Raw genomic sequence first — 14,386 nt, 5'->3', positions numbered from 1 at the left:
CTTATTGAACCGCGCACTCGGGGTGCGTCATGGTCATAAAACTAGCAGGCTCCTGATGCTTTTATCCAGCTATCTTATTGTTTTAAAAACAAATGACGTGAAAGGTAACATGTGACGTTATGCTCTGTGATCGCGGTTCCACCTCCACGCCGCCGGACATGGCGATTCTGCGAGGCGCTTTCCAGATTCTAAAATTGGACTTTTTGTATTAACGAAACTTGCGGATAATACTTATCCGGACGACGACCAACAGGCCCCCTCAGGCCAGGGACAAAGGATGAAACCGTTTCGCTTAGCCGCGATCTCTCTCGCGCTGCTTACCACATTTACGCTTGTCGGCTGTGACAACAGCGACGATAAATCTCAGACTGCGGCTCCCGCAGCATCCACCACATCAACCCCGAAAGCGGCTGAAAAGCCTGATGCAGAAAAACTGGCAAAACTGGCGGCACAGAGCCAGGGCAAAGCATTAACCCTACTGGATGCCTCTGAAGTACAGCTGGACGGCGCCGCCACGCTGGTGTTGACCTTCTCTGTTCCGTTGAATCCCGACCAGGATTTCGCGAAAACAGTGCATGTCGTGGATAAGAAAAGTGGCAAGGTTGACGGAGCGTGGGAACTTGCGCCTAACCTGAAAGAGCTTCGCCTGCGTCATCTGGAGCCCAACCGTAATCTGGTTGTCACCGTCGAACGTGGTTTACAGGCGCTGAACAAAGCAACGTTCGACATTGATTATGAAAAAGCGATCACCACCCGGGATGTCGAACCGACGGTCGGTTTTGCCAGCCGCGGATCGCTGCTGCCGGGCAAAGTGGTGGAAGGGCTGCCGGTGATGGCGCTCAACGTCAACAATGTGGACGTCAATTTCTACCGCGTGAAGCCGGAATCGCTGGCTTCCTTTGTCAGTCAGTGGGAGTACCGTAACTCCCTGACCAACTGGGAATCCGACAACCTGCTGAAGATGGCGGAACTGGTTTATACCGGTCGCTTTGATCTCAATCCGGCGCGCAATACCCGTGAAAAACTGCTCCTGCCGCTCAAGGATATCAAGCCGCTCCAGCAGTCTGGCGTCTATATCGCGGTCATGAACCAGGCCGGACACTACAACTACAGCAATGCCGCAACCCTCTTTACCCTGAGCGATGTCGGGTTATCCGCTCACCGTTACCACAACCGCCTGGACATCTTTACCCAGAGTCTGGAAAACGGTGCGGCGCAGTCCGGTGTCACCGTCACGCTGCTGAATGACAAAGGGCAGACCCTTGCCGAGGCGAAAAGCGATGCGGACGGTCATGCGACGCTTGAAACCGACAAAGAGGCCGCGCTGATTCTGGCGAGCAAAGATGGCCAGACCACGCTGCTTGATCTCAAACTTCCGGCGCTCGATCTGGCGGAGTTTGATATCGCCGGTAATCCGGGCTACAGCAAGCAGTTCTTTATGTTTGGTCCGCGCGATCTCTATCGTCCGGGTGAAACCGTGATCCTCAACGGCTTACTGCGCGACAGCGACGGAAAGCCGCTCCCCGACCAGCCTGTGAAGCTTGACGTGTTGCGTCCGGATGGACAGGTGGCGCGCACGATGGTCGTTAAGCCAGAAAACGGGCTCTATCGTTTTAACTATCCGCTGGATAGCGGTGCGCAGACCGGCATGTGGCATATCCGCGCGAACACAGGTGATAACCAGCAGCGTCTGTGGGATTTCCACGTGGAAGATTTCATGCCTGAGCGTATGGCGCTGAATCTGACGGGTCAAAAAGCACCGGTTTCCCCGCAGGATGACGTGGACTTTAACGTAGTGGGCTATTACCTGTACGGTGCGCCCGCTAATGGGAATTCACTGCAGGGCCAGCTTTTCCTCCGCCCACTGCGTGAGGCCGTGCCTGCACTGCCAGGCTTCCAGTTTGGGGACATCGCTGAGGAAAACCTGAGCCGCAGTCTGGATGAAGTGCAGCTTACGCTGGACGAACAGGGGCGCGGGCAGGTTACGACTGAAAGCCAGTGGAAAGAAGTGCACTCGCCGCTACAGCTGATCCTGCAGGCCAGCCTGCTGGAGTCGGGCGGTCGCCCGGTGACGCGTCGCGCTGAGCAGGCCATCTGGCCGGTGGCTGAACTGCCGGGTATCCGTCCTCAGTTCGCCAGCAAGGCCGTATACGACTACCGCACGGATACCACCGTCAACCAACCCATTGTTGACGAAAACGGTAATGCCAGCTTTGACATCGTTTATGCCGATGCCAGCGGGGCGAAAAAAGCGGTATCCGGCTTACAGGTGCGCCTGATCCGCGAGCGCCGCGACTACTTCTGGAACTGGTCTGAGAGCGAAGGCTGGCAGTCTCAGTTCGATCAAAAGGATCTGGTTGAAGGTGAACAGGAGCTTAGCCTCAAGGCCGATGAAACCGGCAAGGTCACTTTCCCGGTGGAGTGGGGCTCATACCGTCTGGAGGTGAAAGCGCCTGATGAGATGGTCAGTAGCGTGCGCTTCTGGGCGGGATACAGCTGGCAGGATAACAGCGATGGCACGGGGGCAGCACGCCCTGACCGCGTGACGCTGAAGCTGGATAAACCCGCTTATCAGCCAGGCGATACCATCCAGCTGCATATCGCTGCACCCGCCGCAGGCAAGGGTTATGCCATGATCGAATCCAGCGAAGGGCCGCTGTGGTGGAAAGAGATCGACGTACCGGCAAACGGGCTCGATCTCTCGATTCCGGTCGATAAAGCCTGGAAACGTCACGATCTCTACCTCAGCACACTGGTGGTGCGCCCTGGGGATAAATCGAAATCCGCTACGCCGAAACGCGCGGTTGGTCTGCTGCATCTGCCGATGGGAGACGAAAATCGTCGCCTGAACATTGCGCTCGATAACCCGCAGAAAATGCGGCCAAATCAGACGCTCTCTGTGAAGGTAAAAGCCAGCGTGAAAGAGGGGGCGGTTCCACAGAAAGTGAACGTGCTGGTTTCGGCAGTGGACAGCGGCGTGCTGAACATTACCGATTACGTTACGCCTGATCCGTGGCAGGCGTTCTTCGGCCAGAAGCGCTACGGCGCGGATATCTACGATATCTACGGCCAGGTCATTGAAGGACAGGGCCGCATGGCGGCGCTGCGCTTCGGCGGTGATGGCGATGAACTGAAGCGCGGCGGCAAACCGCCGGTGAACCACGTCACCATTATTGCCCAGCAGGCTCAGCCGGTTACGCTGGATGCTAACGGGGAAGGTACCGTTACGCTGCCGATTGGAGACTTCAACGGCGAGCTGCGCCTGATGGCACAGGCCTGGACGGAAGATGATTTTGGCAGCAGTGAAAGCAAGGTTGTGGTGGCCGCACCGGTCATTACCGAGCTGAACACCCCGCGTTTCCTGGCGAGTGGAGATACCTCGCGCCTGACGCTGGATCTGACCAACCTTACCGACCAGCCGCAAACGCTGAACGTTGCCCTGACTGCGACAGGCAAACTGTCCCTGGAGGGCGCGCCGCCGCAGCCGGTTCAGCTGCCGCCGGGCGCGCGTAGCACCCTGTTTATTCCAGTACGTGCGCTGGAAGGCTATGGCGACGGTGAGGTGACGGCACAGGTTACCGGCCTGCAGCTTCCGGGCGAAACCTTCGCACCGCAGCAGAAAAGCTGGAAAATCGGTGTACGTCCGGCATTCCCGGCACAGACGGTCAATACCGGAGCGATGCTGAACCCGGGTGAATCCTGGACCGCACCGGCGCAGCATAGTAGCGGTTTCTCTCCAGCCACTCTGCAGGGGCAACTCCTGCTGAGCGGTAAACCCCCGCTCAACCTGGCGCGCTATATTCGTGAACTGCAGGCGTATCCGTATGGCTGTCTGGAACAAACCACGAGTGGCCTGTTCCCGTCGCTCTACACCAACGCGGCGCAGCTCACCGCGCTTGGTATTAAGGGCGACACGGATGACAAGCGCCGTGCTGCCATTGATATTGGGATCTCGCGTCTGCTGCAGATGCAGCGCGAGGAGGGCGGTTTTGCGTTGTGGGATAAAAACGGCCCGGAAGAGTACTGGTTAACCGCCTATGTCACTGACTTCCTGGTGCGTGCAGGCGAGCAAGGCTACAGCGTGCCTGCCGAAGCCGTGAATAACGCCAATAGCCGCCTGCTGCGCTACCTGCAGGATCCGGGCATGATGTCCATTCGCTACAGCGACGACACCCAGGCCAGCAAATTTGCCGTACAGGCTTATGCCGCTCTGGTGCTGGCGCGCCAGCAAAAAGCACCTCTGGGTGCGCTGCGCGAAATCTGGGATCGTCACGCTCAGGCTGCTTCCGGGCTGCCGCTGATGCAGCTGGGTATGGCGCTCAAACTGATGGGCGATGCACCACGCAGCCAGCAGGCACTGGACCTGGCGCTCAAAACGCCGCGTAACGACAGCAAAAACTGGATGGCCGATTACGGTAGTCAGTTGCGCGATAACGCGTTGATGCTCTCCCTGCTGGAAGAGTACAAGCTGCTGCCGGATGCGCAAAATACGTTGCTGAATGCGCTGTCTGAACAGGCTTTCAGCCAGCGCTGGCTGTCTACTCAGGAGAGTAATGCCCTCTTCCTGGCCGGACGTTCGCTGCAAACTCTGTCAGGTGCATGGCAGGCGAAAACCTCGCTGTCTGATACCGCCTCAGGCGGTGATACATCGCTGGTACAAAACGTCAACGGCGACCAGCTTGGTGCGCTGCAGGTGACCAATACCGGCACTTCGCCACTGTGGGTTCGCCTGGACAGCACGGGTTATCCGGAATATGCGCCTCAGCCGAGCTCGAACGTGCTGCAGATTGAACGTCACATCCTGGCAACCGACGGCAGCAGTAAATCGCTCTCATCTCTGAAGAGTGGTGAACTGGTACTGGTGTGGCTTGAGGTGAAAGCCAGCCAGAACGTGCCGGATGCGCTGGTGGTGGATCTTCTCCCGGCGGGTCTGGAGCTGGAAAACCAGAACCTGGCGAGCAGCAGCGCCAGCCTGCAGGACAGCGGCAGCGAGGTGCAAAACCTGCTGAGCCAGATGCAGCAGGCGGATATTCAGCATATGGAGTTCCGCGACGACCGCTTTGTGGCCGCTGTGCCGGTCAACGAAGGTCAGCCGGTCACGCTGGTTTACCTGGCGCGCGCCGTCACACCGGGAACTTACCAGGTGCCGGTCCCGATGGTGGAGTCTATGTACGTTCCGCAGTGGCGGGCAACGGGTGCGGCCAGCGGCCCGCTGATTGTTGTTCCGTAATATGCTGAAAGCACGTCTGACACGCTCCCGCTGGCTCTGGCTGGCGGGAGCGCTTCTCATTTTATGGGGGCTGGTTTTCGCCGCCGACCGCCTGTGGCCGTTACCTCTGAAAGAGGTTAACCCCGCCCGGGTGGTGGTGGATGAGAACGGCACGCCGCTGTGGCGTTTTGCTGACGCGGAGGGCATCTGGCGCTATCCGGTGACCATTGAAGAGGTCTCTCCCCGCTATCTTGAGGCGCTAATCCAGTATGAAGATCGCTGGTTCTGGGATCATCCCGGCGTAAACCCACTCTCTGTCATGCGCGCCGCCTGGCAGGATCTCACCTCCGGGAGAGTGGTCTCGGGTGGAAGTACGCTTACCATGCAGGTGGCGCGCCTGCTGGATCCGCATCCGCGCACCTTCGGTGGAAAGATCCGTCAGCTCTGGCGGGCGATGCAGCTGGAGTGGCATCTCTCCAAACGCGATATTCTTACGCTGTATCTCAACCGTGCCCCGTTTGGCGGCACGCTGCAGGGGGTAGGGGCAGCAAGCTGGACCTATCTGGGGAAACCACCTTCGCAGCTTAGCTACTCCGATGCAGCGCTGCTGGCCGTACTGCCGCAGGCACCAAGTCGTCTGCGCCCGGACCGCTGGCCGGAGCGGGCCGAAGCGGCACGCAATAAAGTGCTCGACCGCATGATGACCCAGGGCGTCTGGTCAGAAAAACAGGTAAAAGAGTCCCGTGAAGAGCCGGTATGGCTGGCTCCCCGTCAGATGCCGCAGCTGGCGCCGCTTTTTGCTCGCATGATGCTCGGCAAAAGCCGCGACACAAAAATTGTCACCACGCTGGATGCCGGACTACAACGACAGCTGGAAGAGCTGGCGATGAACTGGAAATCCCGCCTGCCGGCACGCAGCTCGCTGGCGATGATCGTCGTGGATCATACGGATATGAAAGTGCGCGGCTGGGTCGGTTCGGTGGATATTAACGACGACAGTCGATTTAGCCATGTTGATATGGTCAATGCGATCCGATCGCCGGGATCGGTGCTGAAACCCTTTATTTACGGTATGGCGCTGGATGATGGCCTGATCCATCCCGCCTCATTGCTTCAGGACGTTCCTCGAAAAACCAGTGATTATCGCCCCGGAAATTTCGACAGCGGCTTCCACGGGCCGGTCAGCATGAGTGAAGCGCTGGTACGCTCCCTCAATCTGCCGGCGGTGCAGGTGCTGGAAGCCTACGGGCCAAAGCGTTTTGCCGGAATGCTGAGCAATGCCGGGCTGCCGCTGATCCTGCCTGCGGGGGCACAACCGAATTTGTCGCTGATTTTGGGAGGTGCAGGCGCGCGGCTGGCCGATATCGCCGCTGCCTATAGCGCCTTTGCCCGACACGGCAAGGCGGGAAGGCTGCGCTTCCAGCCTGGCGACGCGCTTGTTGAGCGCCCGCTGTTATCGGCAGGTTCAGCGTGGATTATTCGCCGTATTCTCGCCAACGAGGCGCAGCCGCTGCCGGACAGTGCGCTACCGCAAATTGCGCCGCTGGCGTGGAAAACCGGCACCAGCTACGGCTACCGTGATGCCTGGGCAATAGGTCTGAACGCCCGTTACGTCATTGGCATCTGGACCGGAAGACCGGACGGCACGCCCGTGGCCGGGCAGTTTGGTTTTGCCAGCGCGGTGCCGCTCCTGAATCAGGTAAATAACCTGCTTCAGTCTCGCTCGACGGTAGACGAAGCCCGCCTGCCGCGCGATCCGCGTCCGGAGAGCGTCGGGCAGGGTGTGATCTGCTGGCCTGGCGGTCAGTCGCTGCCGGAAGGCAGTGAAAACTGTCGGCGTCGCCTTTCCACATGGTTGCTGGAAGGAAGTGAGCCGCCTACGCTGCTTTTACCGGAACAGGAAGGTATTCGCGGCATTCGTTTCCCGGTCTGGCTTGATAAAACGGGTAAGCGCGTTGCAGCAGATTGCCCGGCTGCCACGGAGAAAATCCTCGATGTCTGGCCGCTGCCGCTGGAGTCGTGGCTGCCAGCAGCAGAAAAAAGGGCGGCGCGTCTTCCTGCGAAATCAACAGTCTGTCCGCCTCTGGATAATAACAATGCGGCACCGCTTATGATTTCGGGAATCAGAGAGGGAGCTGTGATTAAGCGACTCCCGGGTGAAGGAAATGTGACGCTTTCTGTCATTACGACAGGTGGAGAAGGTGAGCGCTGGTGGTTTTTAAACGGAGAACCGTTAAAAGGACGGAATTATAATTATTCATTAAAATTATATTTGCCGGGTAATTATCAATTATTTGTGATGGATGAGGCAGGACAAACGGCGACGGTAAATTTCGAGCTGGGCCGTTAAGTTTTACCCCTAAAGCGTTAGCTTGATAATTATCAACATTCGTTCCTGAAAAAAAACGAGAATGCGTTTTTATTTGAAGGAACGAGCAATGAAAAAAAATAAAAATCAGGGAGAGGGTTTTATTCCCGAGATATCCCGACGTCATTTTATTCAGGCAGGATCGGCGCTCGCCGCCCTTCCGCTTGTTGTGACAACCCGCAACGTACAGGCGCAGGACGCCGCGGCAACACGTGCGGCGCCGGAAGAAAAAGTGGTGCAAACCTGCAGCACGTTTGACTGCGGGGGGAAGTGTGATATTCGAGCTCACGTCAGCGAAGGCGTTGTCACCCGAATTTCCTCGCGCCCGGATAATGCATTGGATCCGCAGATGCCGGTTATGCGTGCCTGCGTTCGTGGCAGAGCGTATCGGAAATTTGTTTATCATCCCGATCGGCTTAAATATCCAATGAAGCGTACAGGTAAACGTGGCGAAGGAAAATTCGAACGTATTACCTGGGATGAAGCCACGACGCTGATTGCGGATCAATTAAAAACGATTACGCAAAAATACGGTGCGGCTTCACGCTATGTTCATGTGGGTACCGCAGTTTCTGGCGGAACGTTTTCCGGCGATAAAATGGTTCGTCGTCTGCTCAACTTAACCGGCGGCTACCTCGAAAGCTATCACTCGGTCAGTATGGGCAACACGGCGGCAGCCACGCCGTATACCTATGGCACCGCCGCCAGCGGCAGTTCTCTGGACACGCTGCTTGATACGAAACTGGTCATCCTCTGGGGGCATAACCCTACGGAGACGATTTTTGGTCACAGCAACTACTTCTTCCAGAAGATGAAGCAAAACGGCACCCGCTTTATCGTTGTCGATCCGCGCTATTCAGACACGGTTTCCTCCCTTGCCGAACAGTGGATCCCGCTGCTTCCTGCCACTGATAATGCCCTGATGGATGCCATGATGTACGTGATCGTCACAGAGAACCTGCACGATCGCGACTTCATTCAGCGCTATACCCTGGGCTTTGACGAAGCATCAATGCCGGAAGGCGTTCCGGCCAATGAATCCCTGATGGCTTACCTGAGCGGGGCAAAAGACGGCGTGGCGAAAACCCCTGAGTGGGCCGAGAAAATTACCCATGTGCCTGCGCAGACTATCCGTCAGCTGGCTCGCGACTACGCAAATACTAAACCTGCTGCACTGATCCAGGGTTGGGGGCCGCAGCGTCACAACTGCGGCGAGCGCACCGCGCGCGGCTCAACGTTACTGGCGACGCTAACGGGTAACGTCGGCGTAAAAGGCGGCTGGGCGGCAGGCTATGGCGGCTGCGCTAACCGCAAATTTGCCGTTGGGCCCGAAATGCCGGATAACCCGGTAAAAGCCAAAATATCGGTGATGAACTGGGTGCAGGCCGCCGACGATGCTTCTCAGGTGACGGCGGATGTTGGTCTGAAAGAGGCTGACAAACTGGACAGCAATATCCGCATCCTGTTCTCGCTGGCCGGCAATTACCTGGCTAACCAGAACCCGGATCTCCATCAGGCTACCCGCGTGCTGGAAGACGAGTCGAAAATCGAATTTATTGTTGCAAGCGATCTGTTTATGACGCCGAGCGCCAGATACGCCGATCTTCTTCTGCCGGAAACCAGCTTTATGGAGCGCTGGAATATTGGCGAAACCTGGGGAACCGCGAGCTATCTGATCCTGTCGGAAAAGCTGATTGAGCCTGAGTTTGAGCGCCGTTCAGATTACGACTGGCTGCGTGAGGTTGCCGCGAAGCTCGGCATTGAACCCGCGTTCAGCGAGGGCCGTGACGAAAAAGCGTGGATTGAGCACATCTGGGAGCAGACGCGGCTGGCGATGCCGGAGGAAAATCTGCCGGACTTCACGACGCTACAGAAAACGCGTCAGCATCTTTTCAAAAGCGCGCCGTACGTTGCCTTTGAAGACAACATTCGCGATCCGCAAAATCATCCGTTCCCGACGCCGTCCGGGAAGATTGAGATCTTCTCGAAGCGTCTGTACGACATGCAACACCCGGAAATTCCGGCGCTATCGCACTACGTTCCCGCTCATGAAGGCCCGGAAGATGAACTGGCGAAAACTTTCCCGCTTCAGCTGATTACCTGGAAAGGGAAAAACCGTGCCAACTCAACCCAATATGCTAACCCGTGGTTAATTGAAGCCCAGCAGCAAAAGCTGTGGATTAACCCGCAGGATGCGCAAAAGCGCGGCATTGCGCAGGGCGATACCGTGCGCATCCATAACGCGCGTGGCATTTGTGAAATCCCGGCCGAGGTGACGCCGCGCATCATTCCAGGCGTCGTTGCCATGCAGGCAGGTGCCTGGTGGCAGCCGGACGAGCAAGGTATTGATAAAGGCGGTTGCGCGAACGTCCTCAGTTCAGCACGTATTACCGCGCTTGCGAAAGGGAATTCTCATCAAACCATGCTGGTGGAGGTAGCGAAAGCATGAGTCAGTTTAAACACTACGCGCCGGTGAGCGATAAACAGCTGGGTTTTTATATCGACTCCTCCCGCTGTTCGGGCTGCAAGGCCTGTCAGGTGGCGTGCAAAGATAAAAATAACCTTGAGGTTGGACGTCGTTTCCGCCGCGTTTATGAAGTCAATGGCGGAAATTTCATCCCAACCGGGCAGGGGGGCGTCAGCAATAACGTTTTTGCTTACACGCTCTCTATTTCTTGTAACCACTGTGCGGACCCGGTCTGCACCAAAAACTGCCCGACTACCGCGATGCACAAGCGTCCGGGCGACGGCATCGTGCGCGTCGATACGGACAAGTGCGTTGGCTGCGGCTACTGCGCATGGTCATGTCCTTACGGCGCGCCGCAGCTCAATGAGCAGACCGGACAGATGTCAAAATGCGATTTTTGCGTGGATCTCCAGGCAAAGGGGGAGCAGCCAGTCTGTGTGGCGACCTGTCCACTCGAAGCGATCAAATTCGGACCCATTGATGAACTTCGGGAGAAATACGGCGCGGTCTGCGATGTGAAAGGTTTGCCTGATTCTTCCATCACAAAACCGAACCTGGTAATCAAAGCCCATCAGGGTGCAGAGCAAGAGGGGAAGCGTCATGCATGAGTTACCGTTGCTGATATTTACGCTGTTCCTGCAGGGATCGGTAGGCATGACCCTCTGGCTGGCGTTTGGCGAGGCGCGTGCATCGCACTCTCGTCTGCTGCTGCCCGCTGCCGGGGCGTTTGTCCTGGCCAGTCTGGGGCTTCTCTCCTCGGCGCTGCACATGGGCTATCCGCTCAACGCCCTTAACGCGCTGCGCCATGTTTCCAGCTCCTGGCTGAGCCGTGAGATCGTCTTTGCCAGCCTTTACCTTGCGGCACTGGGCCTTGCGACGCTGCTGATGTTTGCCAAAAAACCAGGCTGGAAGCTGCTGTTGGTTGTGGCCGGTGTTGTCGGGCTGGTGGATGTGTTCTGCATGGCGCAGATCTACATGCATACGTCGGTGGTGACCTGGCAGCACATTAACACTCTGGTGCTGTTCATCGGCTCAGTGGGGATCATAGGTTCAGCCTGCATGGCCGTTGGGCTGCGCTGCCAAACTTCCGTGCGTGCGGCGGTTGTCATTGTCGCGCTGCTGGTGCTTGTGCGTCTGGTCATGCAGCCCGTCTGGCTGGCAGACATTGCGACCATGGATAACACCGTGGTGACGTTCCCTCACGCACCGTTGCAGATGCTGGAGCAACTGCGCACGGTACATCTGCTGAGCTGGTGCGTTTCGGTTGCGGGTATGCTGTGCTTTGCCGCGGGCGGTCTGAAAGCGGCGCGAGGCCCAATGCTGCTGGGCAGTGCGCTGTTGATCGTGGGTGAGCTTATGCTGCGCTTCGTTTTCTTCAGTATTGGCTGATGGGCGAATTGTCATTATCCCCGGCGATAGAGGTGACGCATGCGTGCGTGCGTCGCCGTTTTCGCCATGCTGCCTGCAGTGCCTGCGCGGACGTTTGTCCCGCGCAGGTTTTTTCTTTTACTGAAATGGGCATCTCGGTTGATGAACAGCGCTGTATAGGCTGCGGTGACTGCCTGTTCGTCTGTCCCACCGAGGCCATTACCGACATCACGCCGCGAAAACGCTTTCTGCGTGGCGATACCCTCGTTGGGCCTTTTACTGAACATGCCCCAGGGGTGAATGAGCTGCTGCTATGGCACGCGCAACACGGCGTGCGTTTTATCAGTATTGAAGCGGAACACTACCCGGCCTGGTTACTGGCGCTTGCCCGGCTTAATCTTGTGCTTCGTCGACGGGGTGAAGCGGTATGGGCTTTTAAGCCTGACCCGATCAACGAGGTGAATATTGCCCGCCGTGCGCTTATGTATGTTCCGCGGGAGGATGTGCGCCGCTGTAACGTCGTGCCGGGCCAGCGTCAGCTGCGCAGGGCATTCGCAGGATTTAGTGAGTCAGACATCGTTCTCGACATCGGAAAATGTATGTTGTGTGGGGCATGCTGGCGAAGCTGCACGGAAAACGCAATTCGTTTTGAGAATGTCACGCTGGTGGTGGAAACCGGACGCTGTACCGGGTGTGGGGGGTGCGAAGCGGTGTGTCAGCATGGCGCGATAAGCATAACGCAGACAGAACAGAGCGCGAAAAGCAGCGTGACGCCTGCCTGTGAGGCTGTTTGCCTGACGTGTCATCGTCATTTCTGGTCATTCAGGATGGATGAAAAGCACTGCCCGCTCTGTTCACGCCATCACTTCGCTATGCGCGATTCGACCTGTTGCTAATCTTCGTCTCATTTTAAAAAAATGTTATGCAGAACCATAGGCAATGGCGCTATTGCTCATTATAATCCGCGCCACACCATACTCAGGTATGCAAAACAACAGAACATTGACAGAGGTTATCATGGCTATTGAACGTACTTTTTCCATCATCAAACCAAACGCGGTGGCAAAAAACGTTATTGGCAGCATCTTCGCTCGCTTTGAATCAGCAGGGTTCAAAATTGTTGGCACCAAAATGCTGCACCTGACCGTTGAGCAGGCTCGCGGTTTCTACGCTGAGCACGAAGGCCGTCCATTCTTTGACGGTCTGGTTGAGTTCATGACCTCCGGTCCTATCGTGGTATCCGTGCTGGAAGGCGAGAACGCAGTACAGCGCCATCGCGATCTGCTGGGTGCAACCAACCCGGACAACGCGCTGGCCGGTACCCTGCGCGCTGACTACGCGGACAGCTTCACCGAGAACGGCACCCACGGTTCTGACTCCGTTGAATCTGCTGCACGCGAAATCGCCTTCTTCTTCGCAGAAGGCGAAGTGTGTCCACGCACCCGTTAATTTAACGGTTTCGTTTACACATTAATTTCGTAAATGCCACGTGCAAACGTGGCATCCCTGCGCCAGACTTTGTACAATGCAACGCCCCGGATGAGCAGACCGCTGTCCGGGGCGTTTCTATTCAACCCTCCAGGGGCCACAACGTGTAACAACGAGGCCGGAAAATATTATGTCTGAATTAGTGAATACCTCTGAAGTCGCCATTCCTGCGGTTCCCAATAAAAATGGAAAAATTAACCTGCTGGACCTGAACCGTCAGCAGATGCGCGAGTTCTTTAAAGATATGGGTGAGAAGCCGTTTCGTGCCGATCAGGTGATGAAATGGATGTACCACTACTGCAGCGACAACTTTGATGAAATGACTGACATCAACAAAGTGCTGCGTAACAAGCTCAAAGAAGTGGCTGAAATCCGCGCCCCGGAAGTGGTGGAAGAGCAGCGCTCTGCCGATGGCACCATCAAATGGGCGATTGCCGTAGGCGATCAGCGCGTTGAAACCGTCTACATCCCGGAAGAAGACCGCGCCACGCTGTGTGTCTCCTCCCAGGTGGGCTGCGCGCTGGAGTGCAAATTCTGCTCAACGGCTCAGCAAGGGTTCAACCGTAACCTGCGCGTTTCTGAAATTATCGGCCAGGTCTGGCGCGCCGCGAAAATCGTCGGTGCGGCAAAAGTGACCGGTACGCGTCCTATCACCAACGTGGTGATGATGGGGATGGGTGAGCCGCTGTTGAACCTGACTAACGTGGTACCGGCAATGGAAATCATGCTGGATGACTTCGGTTTCGGTCTGTCCAAGCGTCGTGTGACGCTGTCGACGTCAGGCGTTGTCCCTGCGCTGGATAAGCTTGGCGACATGATTGACGTTGCGCTGGCTATCTCCCTGCACGCACCAAACGATGAAATTCGTGACGAAATTGTACCGATCAACAAAAAGTACAATATCGAAACCTTCCTCGCTGCCGTGCGCCGCTATCTGGAGAAATCCAACGCCAACCAGGGCCGCGTCACCATCGAGTACGTGATGCTTGACCACGTTAACGACGGTACCGAGCACGCGCATCAACTGGCTGAGCTGCTGAAAGATACGCCATGCAAAATCAACCTGATCCCATGGAACCCGTTCCCGGGGGCGCCGTATGGCCGTAGTTCGAACAGCCGTATTGACCGTTTCTCCAAGGTACTGATGGAGTATGGTTTCACCACTATCGTGCGAAAAACCCGTGGTGATGATATTGATGCAGCGTGTGGACAACTGGCTGGCGATGTCATTGACCGAACCAAACGTACCCTGCGTAAACGCATGCAGGGTGAGACGATTGCGGTCAAAGCTGTTTGATTATTATGCACCCACGGCGCATTATCTGCGCCGTGATGCATAATCTTACTGAATAATCAGTCAGATTCGTGAAGACTGATCAATAATTACGGTGCGTTTCATCCGACTTTCGGGCAGTATGTAACGACGTAACAACAGTTTAGCCGTTCGGGCAGGGCTGTACTGTCATCTCCGGGCTGACAGTCTTAT

At 56.7% G+C, this 14,386-nt stretch carries 8 protein-coding genes; all 8 read left to right on the top strand.

All coding sequences use genetic code 11. The annotated features are described in order from the left end of the window. The first annotated feature begins 277 nt into the window (after nucleotides 1-277). The 8 genes from ACOTYN_RS14385 to ACOTYN_RS14350 all read left to right on the top strand — a co-directional run bounded on the left by ACOTYN_RS14385 (nucleotide 278) and on the right by ACOTYN_RS14350 (nucleotide 14,197). Entirely contained in the window at nucleotides 278-5,230 is a 4,953-nt protein-coding gene (locus ACOTYN_RS14385) for an alpha-2-macroglobulin (protein WP_332958115.1), read from the top strand. A 1-nt stretch (nucleotide 5,231) separates the two neighbouring features. Continuing rightward, nucleotides 5,232-7,559 (top strand): peptidoglycan glycosyltransferase PbpC, encoded by a 2,328-nt coding sequence (gene pbpC, locus ACOTYN_RS14380; protein WP_332958117.1) that lies wholly within the window; start codon nucleotides 5,232-5,234, stop codon nucleotides 7,557-7,559. Between the two features lie 88 nt (nucleotides 7,560-7,647). Further along, complete coding sequence (locus tag ACOTYN_RS14375) at nucleotides 7,648-10,026, top strand: DMSO/selenate family reductase complex A subunit (protein ID WP_332958119.1); 2,379 nt, start codon at nucleotides 7,648-7,650, stop codon at nucleotides 10,024-10,026. Continuing rightward, nucleotides 10,023-10,652, top strand: a complete 630-nt coding sequence (locus tag ACOTYN_RS14370) for a DMSO/selenate family reductase complex B subunit (RefSeq protein ID WP_332958122.1) — start codon at nucleotides 10,023-10,025, stop codon at nucleotides 10,650-10,652. The genes ACOTYN_RS14375 and ACOTYN_RS14370 overlap by 4 nt, the downstream gene beginning before the upstream one ends. Beyond that, nucleotides 10,645-11,433, top strand: a complete 789-nt coding sequence (locus tag ACOTYN_RS14365) for a dimethyl sulfoxide reductase anchor subunit family protein (RefSeq protein WP_332958124.1) — start codon at nucleotides 10,645-10,647, stop codon at nucleotides 11,431-11,433. Before ACOTYN_RS14370 ends, ACOTYN_RS14365 begins: the two co-directional genes overlap by 8 nt. Next, nucleotides 11,433-12,308 (top strand): 4Fe-4S binding protein, encoded by an 876-nt coding sequence (locus tag ACOTYN_RS14360; protein ID WP_200557672.1) that lies wholly within the window; start codon nucleotides 11,433-11,435, stop codon nucleotides 12,306-12,308. Before ACOTYN_RS14365 ends, ACOTYN_RS14360 begins: the two co-directional genes overlap by 1 nt. Before the next feature lie 121 nt (nucleotides 12,309-12,429). Further along, nucleotides 12,430-12,861, top strand: coding sequence for a nucleoside-diphosphate kinase (gene ndk / locus ACOTYN_RS14355; RefSeq protein ID WP_003860625.1), 432 nt, complete (start codon nucleotides 12,430-12,432; stop codon nucleotides 12,859-12,861). Nucleotides 12,862-13,030: 169 nt separating this feature from the next. After that, entirely contained in the window at nucleotides 13,031-14,197 is a 1,167-nt protein-coding gene (locus tag ACOTYN_RS14350; RefSeq protein ID WP_014884812.1) for a bifunctional tRNA (adenosine(37)-C2)-methyltransferase TrmG/ribosomal RNA large subunit methyltransferase RlmN, read from the top strand. Nucleotides 14,198-14,386: the final 189 nt, after the last annotated feature.

It is taken from the genome of Enterobacter cloacae complex sp. IR5458, from assembly GCF_049238025.1.
Lineage (GTDB): Bacteria > Pseudomonadota > Gammaproteobacteria > Enterobacterales > Enterobacteriaceae > Enterobacter > Enterobacter kobei.
This window is presented reverse-complemented; position numbering and strand designations above follow the sequence as displayed.

What these genes read in the sequence shown, in the direction of transcription:
- ndk (WP_003860625.1), top strand. Translation starts at nt 12,430, where the DNA reads ATGGCTATTGAACGTACTTTTTCCATCATCAAACCAAACGCGGTGGCA.
- ACOTYN_RS14360 (WP_200557672.1), top strand. Translation starts at nt 11,433, where the DNA reads ATGGGCGAATTGTCATTATCCCCGGCGATAGAGGTGACGCATGCGTGC.
- pbpC (WP_332958117.1), top strand. Translation starts at nt 5,232, where the DNA reads ATGCTGAAAGCACGTCTGACACGCTCCCGCTGGCTCTGGCTGGCGGGA.
- ACOTYN_RS14350 (WP_014884812.1), top strand. Translation starts at nt 13,031, where the DNA reads ATGTCTGAATTAGTGAATACCTCTGAAGTCGCCATTCCTGCGGTTCCC.
- ACOTYN_RS14370 (WP_332958122.1), top strand. Translation starts at nt 10,023, where the DNA reads ATGAGTCAGTTTAAACACTACGCGCCGGTGAGCGATAAACAGCTGGGT.
- ACOTYN_RS14365 (WP_332958124.1), top strand. Translation starts at nt 10,645, where the DNA reads ATGCATGAGTTACCGTTGCTGATATTTACGCTGTTCCTGCAGGGATCG.
- ACOTYN_RS14385 (WP_332958115.1), top strand. Translation starts at nt 278, where the DNA reads ATGAAACCGTTTCGCTTAGCCGCGATCTCTCTCGCGCTGCTTACCACA.
- ACOTYN_RS14375 (WP_332958119.1), top strand. Translation starts at nt 7,648, where the DNA reads ATGAAAAAAAATAAAAATCAGGGAGAGGGTTTTATTCCCGAGATATCC.